The organism is Clostridium ihumii AP5 (assembly GCF_000612845.1).
In the GTDB taxonomy this organism is placed as follows: Bacteria; Bacillota; Clostridia; order Clostridiales; family Clostridiaceae; genus Clostridium_J; species Clostridium_J ihumii.
Genome location: NZ_CCAT010000066.1, coordinates 1 through 20,898 on the forward strand (window position 1 = coordinate 1; position 20,898 = coordinate 20,898).

Annotated in this window: 16 protein-coding genes; 3 read left to right on the forward strand and 13 right to left on the reverse strand. The window is 25.3% G+C overall.

The window, feature by feature from the left end; genetic code table 11:
- Positions 1–103: 103 nt before the first annotated feature.
- On the forward strand, positions 104–946 hold the full coding sequence (locus BN346_RS14270; RefSeq protein ID WP_040329515.1) for a patatin-like phospholipase family protein: 843 nt from the start codon (positions 104–106) through the stop codon (positions 944–946).
- A gap of 67 nt (positions 947–1,013) precedes the next feature.
- Here the strand turns inward: BN346_RS14270 and BN346_RS14275 are convergent, their stop codons facing one another.
- The 5 genes from BN346_RS14275 to BN346_RS22105 form a co-directional block, all read right to left on the reverse strand.
- Positions 1,014–3,194, reverse strand: coding sequence for a sensor histidine kinase (locus BN346_RS14275; protein ID WP_081771024.1), 2,181 nt, complete (start codon positions 3,192–3,194; stop codon positions 1,014–1,016).
- Positions 3,169–3,873: a response regulator transcription factor gene (locus BN346_RS14280; protein WP_040329517.1), complete on the reverse strand. Its 705-nt coding sequence runs from the start codon at positions 3,871–3,873 to the stop codon at positions 3,169–3,171. Before BN346_RS14280 ends, BN346_RS14275 begins: the two co-directional genes overlap by 26 nt.
- Before the next feature lie 259 nt (positions 3,874–4,132).
- Positions 4,133–4,345 carry a hypothetical protein gene (locus tag BN346_RS14285; RefSeq protein ID WP_051540426.1) on the reverse strand — a complete coding sequence of 71 codons (213 nt, stop codon included), beginning with the start codon at positions 4,343–4,345 and terminating at the stop codon, positions 4,133–4,135.
- 559 nt (positions 4,346–4,904) lie between these two features.
- Positions 4,905–6,068, reverse strand: a complete 1,164-nt coding sequence (locus BN346_RS14290) for an AI-2E family transporter (protein ID WP_040329518.1) — start codon at positions 6,066–6,068, stop codon at positions 4,905–4,907.
- A gap of 629 nt (positions 6,069–6,697) precedes the next feature.
- Positions 6,698–7,012, reverse strand: coding sequence for a DUF6897 domain-containing protein (locus tag BN346_RS22105; RefSeq protein ID WP_040329537.1), 315 nt, complete (start codon positions 7,010–7,012; stop codon positions 6,698–6,700).
- 350 nt (positions 7,013–7,362) lie between these two features.
- Between BN346_RS22105 and BN346_RS14300 the strand changes: the two genes are divergently transcribed.
- Positions 7,363–8,169, forward strand: coding sequence for a metallophosphoesterase (locus BN346_RS14300; RefSeq protein WP_040329520.1), 807 nt, complete (start codon positions 7,363–7,365; stop codon positions 8,167–8,169).
- A gap of 113 nt (positions 8,170–8,282) precedes the next feature.
- On the opposite strand, the gene BN346_RS14305 is transcribed toward BN346_RS14300, so the two are convergent.
- From BN346_RS14305 to BN346_RS14325, 5 genes are all read right to left on the reverse strand, one after another.
- Complete coding sequence (locus tag BN346_RS14305) at positions 8,283–8,924, reverse strand: DedA family protein (RefSeq protein ID WP_040329524.1); 642 nt, start codon at positions 8,922–8,924, stop codon at positions 8,283–8,285.
- A gap of 138 nt (positions 8,925–9,062) precedes the next feature.
- Positions 9,063–9,359, reverse strand: a complete 297-nt coding sequence (locus tag BN346_RS14310) for a hypothetical protein (protein WP_040329526.1) — start codon at positions 9,357–9,359, stop codon at positions 9,063–9,065.
- Positions 9,360–9,799: 440 nt separating this feature from the next.
- Positions 9,800–11,353 (reverse strand): methyl-accepting chemotaxis protein, encoded by a 1,554-nt coding sequence (locus BN346_RS14315; protein WP_040329527.1) that lies wholly within the window; start codon positions 11,351–11,353, stop codon positions 9,800–9,802.
- 442 nt (positions 11,354–11,795) lie between these two features.
- Positions 11,796–12,476 carry a pseudouridine synthase gene (locus BN346_RS14320; RefSeq protein ID WP_040329528.1) on the reverse strand — a complete coding sequence of 227 codons (681 nt, stop codon included), beginning with the start codon at positions 12,474–12,476 and terminating at the stop codon, positions 11,796–11,798.
- 43 nt (positions 12,477–12,519) lie between these two features.
- Positions 12,520–12,948, reverse strand: a complete 429-nt coding sequence (locus BN346_RS14325; protein WP_051540427.1) for a hypothetical protein — start codon at positions 12,946–12,948, stop codon at positions 12,520–12,522.
- Between the two features lie 198 nt (positions 12,949–13,146).
- Between BN346_RS14325 and BN346_RS14330 the strand changes: the two genes are divergently transcribed.
- Positions 13,147–14,799 carry a hypothetical protein gene (locus BN346_RS14330; RefSeq protein ID WP_051540428.1) on the forward strand — a complete coding sequence of 551 codons (1,653 nt, stop codon included), beginning with the start codon at positions 13,147–13,149 and terminating at the stop codon, positions 14,797–14,799.
- A gap of 76 nt (positions 14,800–14,875) precedes the next feature.
- Here BN346_RS14330 and BN346_RS14335 read toward each other — a convergent pair whose 3' ends face one another.
- The 3 genes from BN346_RS14335 to BN346_RS14345 form a co-directional block, all read right to left on the reverse strand.
- Positions 14,876–16,621 carry an oleate hydratase gene (locus BN346_RS14335; RefSeq protein WP_040329529.1) on the reverse strand — a complete coding sequence of 582 codons (1,746 nt, stop codon included), beginning with the start codon at positions 16,619–16,621 and terminating at the stop codon, positions 14,876–14,878.
- Positions 16,622–17,220: 599 nt separating this feature from the next.
- The gene (locus BN346_RS14340) at positions 17,221–18,597 is read right to left on the reverse strand and encodes a L,D-transpeptidase family protein (protein WP_040329531.1); all 1,377 of its coding nucleotides are present in this window, start codon (positions 18,595–18,597) and stop codon (positions 17,221–17,223) included.
- Positions 18,598–19,049: 452 nt separating this feature from the next.
- On the reverse strand, positions 19,050–20,216 hold the full coding sequence (locus tag BN346_RS14345) for a methyltransferase (RefSeq protein ID WP_040329532.1): 1,167 nt from the start codon (positions 20,214–20,216) through the stop codon (positions 19,050–19,052).
- Between the last annotated feature and the right edge of the window lie 682 nt (positions 20,217–20,898).

Sequence of the window (20,898 nt, forward strand, 5' to 3'; positions counted from 1 at the left end):
TAGACTTGTATTCCTATATAATGATTATATAATAAATTAATTGTCCATTATACAAATTAGGTATATACTTTCTTATATATTTATGTGGTGAAGGGAGAATTTTATGGCTAGTTTAATATTAGAGGGTGGAACATTTAGGCCTATATTTAGTGCCGGTGTAATGGATGCCCTTTTAGATAATGATATTATGTTTCCTTATTGTATAGGTGTTTCAGCTGGCATTACTAATGGAATATCCTACTTGTCTAGACAAAAGAAACGAAATTTAGAAGTTATGGAATCTTACAGAAATGATAGTAGATATTTCGGCTTTAGAAATTTTTTTAAATGTAAAAGCTTATTTGGTTTAGATTTCGTATTTGATGAAATTCCTAATAAATTAATTCCTTTTGATATGGAAACATTTTTAAAGTATGAAGGAAAAGCACTGGTAGGAGTTACTAATGCGATTACTGGACAAACTGAATATTTAGATGCTAAAAATTTAGATGATAAATGTACTATGCTTAGAGCTACTTGTGCTATACCATTATTTTTTCCTGCTATCAAAATCAATAATAATTATTATTTTGATGGTGGTATTTGTGATCCTATTCCTATAAAAAAAGCTATATCTGACGGAAATGATAAACATTTAATAATTCTTACACGTCCTAAGGAATATGTAAAAGAATTTAGTAAAAAAAATGTGTTTGCTTCCAAAGTATTATATAAAAAATATCCTAAACTAAAAGAGCCTTTACTTAATAGACATAAACTATATAATGAAACAGTAAAGTATTGTGAAACTCTTGAAAAAGAAGGAAAGGCTATAATAATACGACCTACTTTAAACCAATCTATCGATAGTTTTGAAAAAGATATAACTAAACTAAAAAAAGGATATACCGATGGATATAATGCAGCTATAGAAAAACTAGATGAAATAAAAAAATTATTTGCATAATAAAATTGCTGGGGCATTTTTTAATTAACTTTTAAATTAATTATAAAATGCCCCAATTGTGTATTTTTTATTTTTTAAGTTTAATTATTACCTTAAATAAGTCTCCATCTACTTTTATATCAAATTTTCCACCATGTAAATCCACAAATGTTTTTGCTATTGCAAGCCCTAATCCAGAACCTTCTGTATTTCTTGACTTATCTCCTCTTACAAATCTTTCAACCATTTCATCTACATTTAAACTTATTTCTGTTGCTGACATATTTTTAAGTACTATTTCAACATATTCCTTATTATTTTTAATATCAATATATACTCTAGAATTAGGCATTGCATATTTAGTTATATTAATTATAAGATTTTCAAAAACTCTAAACATACGTTGACTGTCTAATGATAACATTACTTTTTCTATTGGAAAATTACTTTTAATCACTAATCCAGATTTTTGTATTTTATCATCTAATTCCAATAAAGTTTGTTTCATTAAAGATACAACATCTACATCTATTAAATTTAACGTTATATTTCCACTTGTAGCTTTGCTTACTTCAAATAAATCCTCTATTAATTCTTGTAATCTTTCAGATTTTCTATCCAATATTTCCAAATACTCTTTTCTCTTTTCATCTGAAATATTTTCATCTTTCAATAAATCTGTATATGTTATTATCGCCGTTAATGGTGTTTTTAAATCATGTGACACATTTGATATAAGATCTGTTTTCATTTTTTGACTTTTTGTTTCTTCCTCTACAGCATTTTTAAATCCCTTTTGTATACTTTCAACTTCATATTTAAATGAATTAAATATACCTAAATCTTCATCTATTTTTATATCTAAATTTCCTTTTGCTATTTTATTTGTAGCTTCAAATAATTTATTATACTTATCCTTTATTTCATTAGTATTTTTAGTTATGATTCTAAATAATATTATTGTATAAATTGCAGCTACTATAATTCCAAAAAACCACATGCTACACATAATAACTAGTATTATAAAATTTATTATTAATATTTTTTTAACCTTCTTTTTATTATCATCCTTTAGATCTAAATTTTTAAATCTTACCATACTATTATTCCAACATTTTAATAGCCATTTAAACACCTTAACAGTCAAGCATTGTGTTTTAAAATATGCTTTTATACCTTTATTTAATATATACTTTATTAACAATATTTCTAAAAATATTATGAATAATAATATAAACCAATACATTACATTAACTAATGTTACCATCCATATAGCTAGAGATTGTGTAATATTTAATTTTATAAAGAAGTTTAAAAAACTTCCTTTAATAGTATCTATAATAATAATTTCATGTGAATTTGAAATATACATAAGAGCCATAAATAAAATTAAAAAATGAATTTCAAATGGTAATTTTGAAAATTTTTCAAATCCAATTATTTGCTTTGATTTTTTATATGGAATAATAACTGCCATCAAACCAATAATTATAAGTGCTATTTTTATAAAAAAGCTTTCTGCTTCTAAATAAGACCAGCCTTCTGTACTTTCCATATAATAAGTTATCTGATCATCATATAACAATTCTTTTGGCACACCATATACAAATCTTGTGTTTTTTATTGGATTAAGTTCTAATCCATTATAGTTTAATATTTCTTCATTATCCCACTCAAATTGATCATAAAGATAGTTTACATTAATTCCATGTGTATTTTTTATTGTTGCATTTCCTCTATCATCAAAATCTATAACAATATAAAATCTATATACATTATTTAAACTTTCCTGATCCTTAGGATCAATTTTATCATTCATTAAACTTTGTAAAATCTCATTTCCTTTAAAAACTGACTCATTGTTTTCTTTATTTTTTACACAATATTCTAAATTTCTAAGGCTAGATTCTATATCTCTTCTCCAACTTCTCAATTCATTTTTCCCATATTCAATTCTATCTTTTATATATTCTTCACTATATTCTGATTGCATTGAGTTTGAATTCATTACATCATTTGCATTTAATATAGCATTTATAGCTTCTTCATCATTTTTTGATTTGTTTTTTATTACATCAAAATATAATGCATAATTACTTCTATTCAAGTATGTTATAAATTCACTTCTTTCAAATGGATTAAAATTTTTTTCTTTTGCAAATTGTTCTATTTTGGGATATGAAAGATACATTCCTAATGCTACAAAGAATAATATTATTCCTACTATTAAATTTACAAATATTTTACTGTTTTTCGATTTTATATCCAACTCCCCACACCACCTTTAAATACTTTGGATTTTTAGGATTTATTTCTATTTTTTCTCTTATATTCCTCACATGAACCATTATTGTATCTGTATTAACTGCTTGCTCTCCCCAAACTCTTTCATATATTTCATCACTCGAAAATACTCTTCCTGGATTTTTCATAAGTAATGTTAATATTTTAAATTCACTTGGAGTTGTTTTTACTAGTTTTCCATCTACTAAAACCTCTTTTGTATCTGTATTAAGTTCTAATCCACCTGTAACATAAACATTTTCTACCTTTTCTTTTTCTTGTGCCATGCTTAAATATTTAGTATACCTTCTTAATTGAGAGTTTACTCTTGCTAATAGTTCTAATGGTCTAAATGGCTTAGTAACATAATCATCTGCACCTATATTTAATCCCATTATTTTATCCACTTCTTCTGATTTTGCAGAAAGCATTATAACGGGAAACTCATAATTTTGTCTAAGCTTCATTGTAAATGTTATTCCATCCATCTTTGGCATCATTATATCCACTATTGCTAAATGTATTGTTTCATTTTCTAATATTTCAAGTCCTTCGAAACCATCATTTCCTATAAAAACGTTGTATCCTTGATTTACTAAATATGCTTCTATTGCATTAGCTATGTCCTTCTCATCTTCTAAAACTAAAATATTATATAAACTCATAACTATCCTCTCCTACTATATTAATTAATCTTCATTAATTAATTATACAATATAAAATTACCTCCTCTACTTATTTATTAGGAGAACTTATTTTTTTTATATAAATCATATATAATGTTATCTTTATATTAATAATAAAATTTAAAGATTATTGATAAATAAAACTAAAGAATTCCTAAAGAATTTTTAAATTATAATTTTAAAATACAAAAAGCCGTAAATCAACGGCTTTTTATATACTATTTATTTATATCATGCTCTAACTTTCTCTCAATTTTTTCTTCTTTTTTAATTCATGTTCAATATCTCTTTCAATTTTATTTTCCTTTTTTACCTCATCTTCCATTTGATGCTTTATTTCTTTTGCAAATTTCTTTTCTGAATATCTTTCTTTCATATCTTCTATTATTTCTTCATTGTGAGATTTAATACCCTGTATAGTTTCTTTTAATCTTTCCTCAAAATCATTCATAAAAAATCCTCCTAAATTTAATTATAAATTTAGGATGTACATTTATCTTTATATTATAGGGTTCCAAGCTGAAATTTTAAATAATAGCTTTCTCAAATGATACTACTAATCTTATAGTTTATTCTATTATAATGTCTGGAACCAATTAACAGTTATCAATTAACAATAATGGTTAATATTATTCACTTCGTTCTTAATATTTATGAATAGAATTCCATAAAAACTATGTTTTTATATTGTTTTCAAACTAATTTGCTTAGCAAATTATCATAAAAATTGGTTCAAATAAACTGAGACTTCAGTTTTATCCTTCATTGTTAATTGTTCATCGTTAATTGTTAATTTTGTATAACACTTCAAATTGCTCTTTCTCAACTGAAACATGAATAACTTAAAGTTTAAACTTATATTCCTATATAGGGTTCCAAGTTTAAATTTAAACTAACACATTTATCAAATAATAATTCTAGTGTTACAAGTTATGCCTATTTTTATATTTGGAATAAGTTTATAGCTTATATAAATAAAGACTCATTCACTTATAGAATGAGTCTTTTTATTACATATAATCAGAAGTTTCTTCTGGCAATCCTTTTTTCTTTAATTTTTCTTCAATAATATCTTTAATTATTGAATAAATAATTGCAAATAATGGCACTCCTATTATCATTCCTAATAAACCTAAGAATTTTCCTGTTACTAAAAGTGCAAACAATATCCAAAAAGCAGAAACCCCTATAGAATCTCCTAAAATTTTAGGTCCTATAATATTTCCATCTATTTGTTGAATTATAAGTATAATTAATAAAAACCATAATGCTTTTATTGGTGATACAAATAATATTATTACAAATGAAGGAATAGCTCCAAAGAATGGTCCGAAAAATGGTATTATATTAGTTATTCCGATTATAACTGAAACTAATAATGTATATGGCATTTTAAATATTGTTAAAACAATAAATGTTAATATACCAATAATCAATGAATCTAATATTTTTCCACTTATAAATTTTTCAAAAGTCTTATTACTTCTATGTGTTAATTCTAATATTCTTTTAGTAGCTTTTTCTGAAAATAATGCATATGTAATTTTTTTGCATAATCCAAAAAACTTTTCTTTATCTATTAATAAATAAGCAGATACTATTATACCTAAAACTATATTCCAAACACGAGAAGCAACATTTTTTAACATATTTCCTAGTATAGGTATTAAATCTGTTAAGAATTGAATAATGTAGTTTACAAATTCATTCCACTTCTCTAATGCCAATTTAAAATATTCTTCATTTAAATTTAATTTACTCATTAATTGGTCTGACATTTCACTTAAATTTTTCACATAATGTGGAATATCATTAGCAAGTCCTACAATACTTTCAACTAATTGTGGAAATACAAAATTAAAGAATAAAAATAATATAACAAACAATGTTATATATGTAAATAGAACGCCTACTCCACGCTTAGATTTTGGCTTCATTTTTTCAAAAGCCTTTTTACTTAAAATTTTATCCTCATAAAACTTTAAAATAGAGTTTAAAAGATATGCAATTGCAAATCCTATTATAAATGGTTGAAATGTTGCCATAATGTTGTCTAATTCAGTTGTAAAAACTGTCAAATCTGATGCAATTAAATAAAATACAACACTTAAACAAATTACGATAAATGAATATACTGCAACAGTCGTATATTTTCTATTCCAATCTATCTTCACAGTTACCTCCAAATTTTTATTTATATTACTAAACTTTTTTAGTTATTTCTATACTTACTGATACCTCCTTTTTAACAATATTTTATATTATTATAAACTAATTATGTATTTTTTTAAACTTCTATAAATATTCTTAATAAAAACATAACAAAAGCATATACTTCCAGTCTACTATAAGGTTCTAAGTTCCAAAATAATAGCTTTATCAAATGATATTACTAAGCTTACAGTTTGTTCTATTATAATATCTGGAACCAATTAACAATTAACAGTTAGCAATTAACAATGATGGTTAATATTATTCACTTCGTTCTTAATATTTATGAATAGAATTCCATAAAAACTATGTTTTTATATTGTTTTCAAACTAATTTGCTTAGCAAATTATCATAAAATTGGTTCAAATAAACTGAGACTTCAGTTTTATCCTTCATTGTTAATTGTTCATCGTTAATTGTTAATTTTGTATAACACTTCAAATTGCTCTTTCTCAACTGAAACATGAATAACTTAAAGTTTAAACTTTTATTCCTATAATTATGTCCAAGTTTTTTTAATAATATCTTGATTAATTAGAGTTTTTAGAAATTATATAAATCCCCAATGAATAATTTTGATTGGAGACTTTTTTATTTTGCTGGAAGTTCTTTTATATTAGTAATATAATCACTATTTAATAATTGGTTTTCTTTTTTAGTTTTTACTTCTATCCAATTATCAACAACATCAATTATTTCACCTATAACCGCTCCCCCAATTCCTTCTGTTGATAACATACAATTCTTTCCTATATATTTTTTTATTAACTCATTACTCATCTTTATTCCCCCTCTTCTCTTTCTTGCTCTTTTTAATGCTATATCAGCATTTTTCTTATTAACAAATATTATAATTAAAAAGATAAATATTGGAATGCATAAATTTATCCATGATATCATCTCCATACTTTTATCTCCATTCATTTTATATTCTAATATTTTTTTTAATCCCCTAATATACTTTTAAAATAGAAACACCTAAAAACTACGTTTTTATATTGTTTTCAACTAATTTGATATTTAAATTTAATAAAAAGTCAATTTTAAAAATATAAATTAAAATATTCATAACTTAAAGTTTAAAATTGTATTCCTATAAATACACTTCATAATTTAATTATATCATCACTTAATTAATATTTACCCTTTCATTCAAACATAATTTTAACATGCAATAAATAATTTAAGAGCGTTAAATTGCAATATATTGTATACTAATATTATTAAAATAACTCTATAAAAGAAAGGAATTTTTTATGATTTTTTCTTTAATAATTATAATAGGAATTTTTCTTTATATAAACAATAATAAACTTTCCATAAATACTATAGTTTATGAAAACCATAAAATTCAAACTGATTTTAATGGATTTAAAATTATACATCTTTCTGACTTACATAATAAATCTTTTGGAAAAAATCAAAGTAAACTTATAACAAAAATTAACACTTTAAATCCTGATATTATTGTTATAACTGGTGATATAATAAATTCTTATAAAAAAGACACAAATAATGCTTTTGTATTATTAAAAGAACTTATTAAGTTATATCCTATTTATTATGTCCCTGGTAATCATGAAGCTAGACGTTCTGATTATCAAAAATTACTTTTGAATATAGAAAATTTAGGTATCATTGTTTTAAATAATACTACTTGTTCCATAAATATAAATAATTCAAAAATAAATATTTATGGATTAGAATATGATTTTTTTAATTATAAAAATCATTTTTCAACTGATATATTGAAATCTGTAGACGAAAAATATTTTAATATACTTTTATCTCATGGTCCTCATTACTTTGACTATTATGCTAAATTTAAGTTTGATTTAATCTTCTCTGGTCATGAACATGGTGGACAATTTAGAATTCCTTTTATTAAAAAAGGAATCTATGCTCCATCTGAAGGTCTATTTCCAAAATTCTCAGAGGGAATTCATAAAAAACATAACTCTACATTAATAGTTTCAAGAGGCCTCGGTAATAGCAGATTTCCTTTTAGACTCTTTAATCTTCCTGAAGTACTTTTAATAGAATTCAAAACTTCTAAATTTTAAATGAATTTAACAAATAAAACAGGTATATAACTATATTTTTATATACCTGTTTTTCATAAATTTCATCGTCCAGCTTGGAACCCTATAAAATTAACTTATAATATTAAATTATTCTATGCCTTATGTAGAGATTTTTCTTTAATTATTCCTACTATTGCAGGCAAAATAGATATAAATATAATTGCTAAAACCACCATAGTAAAGTGTTCTTGTACAAATTTTATATTACCAAAAAAATATCCTGAACATGAAACTAAAAACACCCAAAGAATTGCCCCAATTGCATTAAAACATAAAAATTTCTTATAATGCATATTGCTAACTCCTGCTACAAAGGGTGCAAAAGTACGAACTATTGGAACAAATCTAGCTATTATTATAGTTTTACCACCATATTTTTCATAAAATCCATGAGTTTTATCTATATATGACTTCTTTATAAATTTACCATCTTTTTTCATAAGTTTGTTCCCTAATTTATTACCTATAAAATAATTAACTGCATCTCCTAAAATAGCTGCTATTAAAACTACAATTACCAATATAAAAATATTCATATTTCCCATTGCTGCAAATGTAGCCGCTGCAAAAATTAATGAATCTCCTGGCAAAAACGGAGTAATAACTAATCCTGTTTCAAGAAAAATTACTATAAATAATATTATATATGTAAAAACCCCATATTGTCTTATAATTGTTCCTAGATATAAATCTAAATGCAAAAACACATCTAAAAACAAACTAAGCATCTCCATAAAATCCTCTCCTTCGAGTATATTACACCTATTATATATAATAATTTATCCCTTTTGATAATTTACATATTTTTTTAACAAACATTTAACTTACCTATTTTATTTAATCTTATCCATAAATTACTTGAACTTAAATTTTTACTCTATAATATATTTTTTTAGAATATCATTTGCTAAGATACTTATTTCTTCATGTATTGCATTTAATTCATTTAGTTCTCCGCTTTTAAGTGAATATACTTCTTCTACAATTTCTTCTGCATTACAAAAAAATTCTTCATACTCCTCTTCATTTAACTCTTCTAACTTATCATTTATAGGCTTAGGAAAATAAACCTCTTCACTTTCATATCCAAACATTTCTTTTGACTCAAATTCCTCTATCATTGCCATTATGATAACTATAATCTCATTTATTGTAAATTTATTTATCATTTCAATCTCCTTTTTACTATAGGGTTCCAAGTTCAAATTTAAACTAATCTTTTTATCAAATAATACTACTAAAGTTACATATTATTTATATTTTTATATTTGGAACCAATTAAAAACTAAGAGTGAACAGTGAAAAGTTATGGTAGATATTACTCTCTTTGTTCCTAATATGTAAAAATAGAAACACATAAAAACTAGTTTTTATATGATATTTAAATCATTTGATTAGCAAATTATCATAAAATTTGATTAAAAAACTGATACTTCAGTTTTATCCTTCATTGTTAATTGTTAATTTTCTATAGAACTTTCTCAACTAAAACATGAATATCTTAAAGTTTTGACTTGGATTCCTATATATTCTTTTCTAACTATATATTATATCAATAAATTGAATATAAAAAATGAGATTATTTAAAAATAAATAATCTCATTTTTTATTATTTTTCATATCTTAATTTAAAATGCTCTATCATTTTATTTAGTGTATCTACTTGCATTGTTAGTTCTTCACTTGCTGCTGCACTTTCTTCTGAGTTTGCAGAATTACAATGAACTATATCTGTAATTTTTAAAATTCCTTGATTCACTTCGTCTATAAAACTTGCCTGTTCTTCACATGCACCAACTATATCAGATACTAAATTACTTGTTGTATCTGCATTTAATACTACATCAGATAAATTCTTTGCAGTATTATCAGCTAATTTTCTTCCACGTTCTACTGTCTTAATTGCATTTTCTATAAGCTCAGTAGTTTGTTTTGATGCATTTGCACTTTGGCTAGCTAAATCTCTAACTTCTAATGCTACAACAGCAAATCCTTTACCAGCTTCACCAGCCCTTGCAGCCTCTATTGTTGCATTTAAAGCTAATAAATTAGTTTGATCAGCTATACTTTCAATAACATTTATTATTTTAGCAATATTTTTAGATGCTTCTTCTATATCATCCATAGCAATTAACATATCTGTCATTTTCTTATTGCTATCATCAATATTACTTAACAATTTCTCTGATATTTTATTTACATTTTCAGCATTATGTGCTGTTGCTTGAACTTGTTCATTTATTTCCTGCATTGATGCAGACAACTGAGTAATTGAGCTTGCTTGTTCAGTTGCTCCTTCTGCTAATGCTTGTGCACTAGCAGCAACTTCTTCTGAGCCAGCTGCTACCTGATATGATGAATCTTTAATTTTATAAAAAATACTATTTAAATAATCTAATATATTTTTTAAGGATGCAGAAAGTTTACCAATTTCATCATTAGATTTAACTTCTATTTCAAGATTTAAGTTACCTTTAGCAATTTCTTCTGACACCTTAGATATTTCTTTTATAGGTTCACTTATTGCTTTAGTTAAATATCTTATTAAAATTATTACAATGCATATAACTACTATTATAAAAGTAAACATAATACATATTGTAATTATTTTTAAATTATTTAGATTGTTTGAAAGTTCATTACCTCTATCTATATTAGTTTGCAGTAGTTCATCAATCCCTTCTCTCATCTTTTGGATATCTGCTCCACCATCCACTTTTAAAATTCTTAAAGCCTCATTGTTATTGCCAGCAATTGATAAGTTAATAGCTGTCTTTAAAATAGTTTGATATGCCTCTATTCCTTCTTTTGCTTTTGAAAAGGCTACATTCTCATCTTCGGAATCACATTGTGACTCAATAATAGGTAATTTTTCATTTATTATATTAAAACTATTGGTTATTTCTTTCTCCAATTTTGATATTTCCTGTTTATCTTTCGATATAATTAATTCTCTAGCTGTTGAATATGATCCTTCAACTTCTATTCCCAATTGTCCTATATTCCCCTGTGCAAAACCATAATTAATTAGGGCATATTTATAATCTTCATTAGTTTTTTGTAAAAATAGTAAACCAACAACTCCTGATATATTGGAAATAAACGCTATTAAAATAACGGATATAAGTAATTTTTTATGTATTGACATATTTTTAAATTTCATACTTGTCATCGTTATATAATGAAAATTTAGTATTTTTTTATATTGCAGCTACGAATAATCAACTTGGATTTGAGTATAGATAACTACACAATTAGATTAAACTTCATTATGATAACGATTTCCACCATCCCTTCATCTTTTAACTTTAATTTTTACTTCCTAAACTTATATAATTTGTTAACCCTACCCCTATATAATTTCTCAATACATATTTATTTAAATCATTTTCCCTCCTTCTCTTGTTATATTTTTATTTTTATTTATATTTAAAAAACATATAGTTTTTAATACCTCTTTGGATAATTTTGTCGAATATGTACACATTATATCAAAAACTAACAATATTTTATATATTTTTTGAAATTTTATTATTTTTATTTATTAATAAGCAAAAAAAATAAAACCTCCAGTATTTTATTTTTGGAGGTTTTATGTTTGTTTTTTAACATTTTCTTAAAATTTCTATTTCTTCACTGGTAAGTTTTCTCCACTTTCCAACCTCTATTCCATCTATTTTTATGTTTAAAATTCTAATTCTTTTAAGTTCTATAACATTGTATCCAAAGGATTTACTCATTCTTCTAATTTGTCTGTTTAATCCTTGAGTTAATACTATATTAAATGTATTATTATCTATTCTTTTAACTTTGCATGGTCTAGTTTTTGAATTACAAATTTCGACTCCTGATGACATTCCTTTAATAAATTCATCATCAAACTCTTTATCAATCTTTACTATATATTCCTTTTCATGCTCATTTTCTGACTCCAAAATCTTATTTGATAATTCACCATCATTTGTCATTATTATTAATCCTTCTGATTCTTTATCTAATCTTCCCACTGGGAAAATATATTCAGGATAATTTAAGTACTCAATTATATTATTTTTTACTTCTTTTGCTGCCGTACATGTAATTCCTACTGGTTTATTTAAAGCTATATAAATTTTTTCCTTTTTAGGAATTGGCTTTCCATCTATAAGTATAATATCATCATCTTCCACCCATTGACCTACTCTACAAGGCAATCCATTAACTGTCACTCTATTTTCTTCAATTATTCTATTTGTTTCTTTTCTTGAACAAAATCCTAAATTACTAAAAAGTTTGTTTATTCTCATTGTCATATCCCTTCATTTATTTTCAAAAAATATTACTTTTTTATTAAACTTCTAAGTTATTACTACCTATTAAACTAGCTAAAAGCACTAATACACTAGACATAACACTTTTCCAAGCCTTGCATATAGATTTTTCATTCCTATTTTCTCCTGTCATACTTAATTGTCTTTCATATTCACTTCCATTAATAAGCAGGAACATTCCTGTAGCATAAACAACCATATAATTTGTTATTCTAGGTATTTTACTTAAATCTGGCCCATTTTTTGTGTAGTTAGTCCCATTTATAGAATCTAACAATGTATTCCTTTGATTATCTAAATATAAAATATTAAATACTATAGCTACTACTATAACATATATAGTATCTATTGATAAATTTAATATGCCTAGTTGTCTTTTTAATTCATTGTAATCTACTGTGCTATCTGTTTTTTGTGCATTGCTATTTTCATAATTGCAATTATCCATACTATTAATCCGTCCTTTTTATTACTAACATGAAATACATAAAATTCCACTTACATATAATATATGATTTCATTTTAAATATTGACTACACATTAAATTAAGAATAATAATTAAAAAGTTATATTTCAAGGCTATCTACTCAACTAATTCCAATAACAATCATATACTATTATATAGTTATTTGTTTAGGAGGATACTATGGATATTGATTTTTCTATATTAGAAAAACTTCAAAATTCATCAATCTTTAAAGATGAGTTTAAAAATTTACTTTCCGATAAAAATTTAACTCATAATGATAAACTTACACCCTTACTAGAACTTCTAAAAAGTGAATTAAATGATATTTTTTACAAGGATTCAAATAATTTGTGTACTTCTATTGATAATTACCATCTTAAAAACTACGATTTCATAAATATAACACCATATAATGGTTTTGATTCATTAAATCCTACTAATGCACGACAAAATAATTATGCATGGTCAATGTGTGATTTTGGGGAATATATCTATGTTGGCACTGGAAGAAATTTAATTGCAGCAGCTATTCCTCATTCAGTAAAGAACATAAAACCTCCTATAGATTTTGTTTCTAAAAATTTAGATATGACTGCTGAAATATGGCGTTATAAAAAAGATGGTTCTCTTCCTTGGCAAAGAGTTTTTAAATCTAATGTCGATTATACTGGAAAAGCATGCTACTCTGGTTTTCGAGCCCTTGCAACTTTTAATCCTACTGGAGTAAAACCTTGTATATATGCTGGCGCTATTTCTCCTTATGGTGTTAAAATCCTAAAATCTACTAACGGTATAGACTTTTATGAAATTTCTACTAACATTTTAGGAACTACTAGAACCATTAAGGAATACAATGGCAAACTTTACATGGCTGTTATGAGAGATAACTTTGCATCTAATGATTTTCCATCACTATTATATTCATCTAAAGATCCTGATTTATATGGCTGGGAATTAGAGACTCCTAATGGTAAAGATGGACAAAATCCTGTTGGTTCCATTTGGACTATAGAAGAATTTAATAATCACCTTTATGTTGGAACTTCTACACCAGATGGATTCCAAATTTGGAGAACTATAGGAAAATACCCCAAAAAGGATGAGTGGAAATTAATTGTAGATAAGGGTGCTGGAGATGCAGCAAATGATGCTGCTTTAACACTTCAATCTTTCGGAGACTATTTGTATGTTGGAACTGCAAATAATACGCTTAATCCTTTATTTTATGTAATTCCTAAAGGTGCTGATTTAATTAGAATTGATAAAAGTGATAATTGGGAATTAGTAATAGGTGGTCCTGCCTTTACTCCAACCACCCCTTCTACAGGAAGTCGTAAAGCTCCTCTAAGTGGATTTTTAAGTGGTTTTAATAATCCTTATAATTATTACATCTGGCAAATGAAAGTATATAATGATAAATTATATGTTGCTACTTATGACTCCTCTATTGCTTTAGAACCTTATTCTGAACTTTTTATAAAAAATTATGAACTATTATGTGATATTTTATCTACTGAACTAACAAATCTATCTATAATTTTATTAAAACTACAATTAAATATACTTTCTAATTTGAAGGATTTCTTAGGTTGTGATTTATGGGTATCTAGTGATGGCATAACATTTAATCCTATTAGTCTTAATGGATTTGGAAATGTATATAATTATGGTGTTCGTAATATGCTTGTTACTAGAGAAAATGTTTTATATATTGGTACAGCTAATCCATTTCAAGGTTGCGAAGTTTATAAAGTAAGGAATCCACATAAAAATAACTCTATTGATTCAAGTAAAGAAATTTTTAACACAAGTCATTTTGATGTTATTTAAATATTCTTCTTTATATTTAAGTTAAAAAACATCTTGTTTATTTATTTTTAACAAGATGTTTTCTATATTCTAATTCTTATCTAAAGGAAGTTTTTAATGCTTCTTTTAATACTTTAGGTTGTTTTTTATATTGTGTTACTGGACATATATTTTTATTCTTCACATTAAATAATTTGTATATAGCAATTCTTGCTGCACGTACAGAGTATTCCTCAGTAAATACCATATCTTCTGGAATTTCAACAAATTGACTAATCATAGCAAAATTAGTAGATCCATTTGGTACAACTTTTGGTCTATCACTCATCTTTCTTGGTTGGAATTGTGCATCTATATATGGCATCATACATGGAATTACGTTTACTACTGTGTCCATAATTTCATCAATTTTATCTTCTATATGAAGATGATGTAAAAGTTCTGTAAGAATTTCTTCACCGGTGCATTCACGCATTGGCTTCTTCACATAATCCCCAATCCTATCTGTATATAGTCCATATCCCCAGAAAATAGTTGTATCTAATGGTTGATTTTTAAAGTGAGGTTGTGCTGCAACAACTATACTCATTAACCAATTAGAATCCTTAAATGTCATTAATGCTCCACTACCTGGAATATTAGTAGAGATTTTTTCAATAAGTTTTAAAAGCTTATTTCCTTTACAAGTAACGGTAAAACTTTCCCAATTAGTTTCATCTGGATGATTGAAAAATGGCTCTGGATTTCCAAGTCCATTTTTCTTTTTAGAAACCTTTTTCCAAAGCTCTCCTGATATTGGTTCTTCAGCATTAAATTTTGGTGCTGTATGCATATCTCCTAATGTTGCATTATCTGTCATACATCCATTAGTCATTATACAAACATCACCATTATTTAGATTTATAACTTTTTCACCATCACCATCATCTAGATGTATTGCAGTTACAGTTATTTCTTCCCCTGGTTTAAAGTCCAAGTCTGTAACTGTAGCATTTATACTAAAGTCTACTCCATAACTATCTAAATATGCTTTTAACGGAAGAATTACTGACTCATATTGATTGTATTGTGTACGCGTAACACCTTCTAATGTTTCTATACGTGAAAATTCAAATATCATACGTTCCATATATCTTTTAAACTCAAATAAACTAGACCATTTTTGAAATGCAAAAGTTGTTTGCCACATATACCAAAAATTAGTTTCAAAAAAATGTGGACTATTTTCGAACCATTCTGCAATAGTCATATCATCTAAATCTTCTTCTGATGTAATCATTAGTTTTCCTAATGCCATACGATCTGCATTGTTAAATCCCATACTTCTTACATCTTGAATAACACCATATTTATCTACTAATCGTGCTTGTGCATGTGTTGGATGTAAATGATCAAAATTTAAAATTTCTTCTGTTACACTTTTTCCAGGTAGTTCTAATGACGGTATACTTGAAAACAACTCCCAAAAGTTTTCATAGGTTTCTTCATTAAGCATTCTACCACCACGACAAACAAATCCATCATTAGGGTTTCCTGCCCCATCATTGCTACCTCCAAGAATTCTCATACCTTCTATAATATGAATATTTCCTCCTTTAAAGTTACAATCTCTAATAAGATAAGCAGCACCAGCCAATGAGGCTAATCCACCACCCACAAAATAAACTTGTCTATTATCATTATTTACATTACTAATAAGTTCTATTGAAGACTTTGATTTATTATTTTTTAATTTCTTTGCCCCTAATGTGGCTACAGTAGCTGCACCTGCTATTGCTCCTATTGCTAATAATGGATTAATATTTGCTTTGTTTTTAGACTTTCTTCTTACTTTTCTTTTCATTATAACTACCCCTTTCTATTTTTATATTTTAAGTTTATGTTTCTATTATATTTTTAAGCATTTCATTTGTATTTATACAATTTAAAGATTTTGTACAAATTTTAAAATATTTGTTTTAAAAATTCTATTCTTTTAGTATGACAATCTTGTTACATATTGTAGAGTTCCAAACTGAAATTTTAAATAATAGCTTTCTCAAATAATACTACTAATCTTATAGTTTATTCTATTATAATGTCTGGAATCAATTAACAATTAACAGTTATCAATTAACAATAATGGTTAATATTATTCACTTCATTCTTAATATTTATAAATAGAATTCCATAAAAACATAGTTTTTATATTGTTTTAAAACTAATTTGCTTAGCAAATTATCATAAAAATTGATTCAAATAAACTGAGACTTCAGTTTTATCCTTCATTGTTAATTGTTCATCGTTAATTGTTAATTTTGTATAACACTTGAAATTGCTCTTTCCCAAATGAAACATAAATAACTTAAAGTTTAGACTTGTATTCCTATATTTATATACTAAAAAAGATATGCTTAAATCTTAAAGCATATCTTTTTATATAAAATATTAAATAAATTAGTCCTAATAACAAATAACAGGCATTCCTGGTTGAATACTTTCAAATATTTTTCCTGCTAAATTATATGGTGCATTTACACATCCATGTGATCCATCATTCATATAAATTTCGCCACCAAAATCTTTTCTCCATGTTGCATCATGAATTCCTATATCATTATTAAAAGGCATCCAATAACTTACTTTTGTTTCGTAATTTTCACCCTTTAATGTTGCATTTCTTTCTTTGTAGTTAAGTTGGTACGTTCCTGGTGGTGTTGCGTGTTCATTAGTTCCCATTCCTGTAACTACTTTTCCTTCTGTCACTAATTGACCATCTTTATAATACCACATATATTGTTTTGTTAAATTTATTTCAACATATGTGTTTCCAACATCATTTTCACCTTCAACAAGTGCTGTTTGCAAATATATTGGTTTACGTGTTTTTTGTTCACCATTTTTTACTGATTTTATTAATTCTTGTTGTTCTTCGTCTTTATTTATTATCCATCCATAATTTCCGCCACTAACTTTAATAGTTTTGCCTTCAGATGTTACAAAATTTCTTGTTCCTTGCCAAGTATTATATTTACTTGCTAGCATAAATGCATAATTAGCTACTGCATCTTCATCTATAACTACATTAAATTCATTATCTACATTAAGCCATTTATTAACTATACTGGCATCTAAAACATCTTTTGTATTTGCAACTTCATAAGTAATTTTTGTAGAAACATATTTATCAAGAGTATCTTTTGCTTTTTTTACTTCATCAGATTTTGAAGTATATTTTGGTTTTTCATAACAATTAAGATTTTCTAAATCAATGCTAGCTTGTTGACCATTTATAGCTTCTATAATCTTTTCTTTAAATACATCCTCTTTTAATTTATTACCTTCTACTTCATCTATAATATTATATTTACCATCTTTATATTCCAATACAGGATTTTTAGGCTCTACTACATTATTTAAATCCATAGCTGAAAGCTTTGTTATAGCTTCATCTAGTAATGCATTGTCATAAATTATAGCATTATCTAGCTTATACTCTTTCTTTTTGAAAATTGAAGATATCCAAGCAAAAGGATTTTCCTTATCTTTTACAGCTTGTACTTTCCCTTCAATATCATATTTTAAGTTTATATCTTTTCCCTTAATTTCTTCAGTTTTATTATCAAGTTCTTTTAATTGTAATACATATTTTTCCGACTTTTTCATTAATTCATTTTCTATTTCATCCACAGTTTTTCCTGAAACACTATGTCCATTTATATTAGTGTTAAAGTAAAAATGATTTTTAAAATAAAATGATACTCCTAAATAAATTCCAAGTAAAATACAAAATAAAATTGCACATCCTATTTTAATATGCTTTTTCTTTGTCCCCTCCATAGTAAGTTTCTCCTTTTAAACTAAAAACAAAATTTCAACTCAAAATTTGTTAATTCATTTTATTAATGCACACAATAAGTAATTTTAATACTATTTTTTCTATTGTCAAACTCTAATTTTGTTGCTATTTCATATATAACTAAAATTATCTGTATAGCCAAAACTCATACTATTAAAATTACCTCTTTTTATTAACTCAACATTAATCATCTTCTTTCAGCACTTAATTAATCTTCACTTTTTATTATACTATCAACCTTATCCCAAATTATTACAAAGTAATTATAATTTTGAATAAAACTCAATTTTATATAACTCTACAAACATTAATTTATCACTATTTATATAGGCTATCTTAAAATTTCATCAAATTTTAAGATAGCCCATACTATTTTATTATCGTTTATTGTTTTTATAATTAACCCATATCACATTTTTTCTGAAAGAAATTCTTATTTTATAAAATTATCTTTTTCTAATAATTTATATAATGTTGGATTTAAATTAAAAGTATTCATTATATTTCTTACTTCATTCAAAGACTTTTCTTTTTTCTCATTAGAAATCTTAGATTTAGAAGCTCTAATTAAAATATTTTTAGGTGAATGTGCAATATCTATAAACTCTAATAATTGAGTTTTATACCCAACTGCTTCTAATAAATTTGCTCTAATTGAGTCAGTCATTAATGCAGAAACTCTTTCTTGCACTATTCCATATTTTGTAATAAGAGATAATTCATCTGATTTTATTTGTGCATTTAATTCATGTTGACAACATGGAACTGAAAAAATCATCTTACTATTCCATTTTATAGCATTATATAAGGCATAATCTGTTGCTGTATCACAAGCATGTAAAGTGATTACCATATCAACTTTATTATTATACTTAAATCCATTTATATCTCCTAATTCAAAATGTAAATTATCATATTTATATTGTTTTGCTATATCATTACATTTTTTAATTACATCCTCTTTTAAGTCTAATCCTATCATTTTTACATCTATCTTTTTTATCTCTACAAAATAATAATATAAAACAAATGTTAAATAAGATTTTCCACATCCAAAATCTAAAATTGTTAACTCTTTATAATCATTCTTCTTAATTTCATCATCAATAAGTTCTACAAATCTATTTATTTGCTTGTACTTATCATACATTGAATTGACAACTTTACCTTCTTTAGTGAATACTCCTAAATCTATAAGTGGTTCAATTATCATTCCCTCTTTTAATATGTAATTTTTTTCTTTGTTATGACTCTTATTAGCAACCTTAGCATTATCACTTTTTTTCTTACCTAAAAACACCTTACCTTTTTTAGATATTTTTAATTCAAATGTAACATCACTTGAAAATGCTGATACTTGTTTAAAATTACCTTCTACATATTCTAATAACTTTTCTTCTAAATCTTCTACATCAATATTCTCATGAAACACTTGTTTATCAGTATACTTTTCTATTTGATAATATTCTTTCTTATTATTTTCCTTTAAAAAGAAATTTATCTTATTATATTTCAATTCTTTATTACATTTATTACTTACAACTAACTTTAGAACTCTTTCATTTGCTATTTCGCTAATTGCACTTCTTAATTCTTCCATTTCTTCACACCTTACTTATTTATTTTTATATAAACAATTCTTTAATTTATTTATTTAACTCTTACCTTAAAAATTATATTTAAACTTAACATTAAATATCTTTTTAAACCTTATATAAGTTTAATATAATTTTCGACTAAAAAAAACCCCTTTATCCCTGTAACATTAAGTAAATTAATTTAGAACAATTTTTTTCCCTTCTCAGATAAAATTTTAACCTGTAAGTTTTTGATAGAAATACAGATTTAAAATAACATCGTGTATCAGCAAGGTTGAAACCTCGCATACTTTCATTGGCACATTTTTTATCCTTCGTAGCTGAGACTTTAGTCTTGGCGGGCTTTTATATTGATATAAATTTAAAACAAAATCGTGTATCAGCAAGGTTGAAACCTCGCATACTTTCATTGTCACATTTTTTCCCTTCGTGCTGAGACTTTAGTCTTGGCAATTTCTTATACGTACATAAATTAAAAATAACATCGTGTATCAGCAAGGTTAAAACCTCACCTACTTTCATTGGCACAATTTTTTTCCTTCGTAGCTGAGACTTTAGTCTTGGCGGTTTCTGATACGTGCATAAATTTAAAATAACATCGTGTATCAATAAGGTTGAAAACTCCTCTACTTTCATTGTCACATTTTTTATCCTTCGTAGCTGAGACTTTAGTCTTGGCGATTT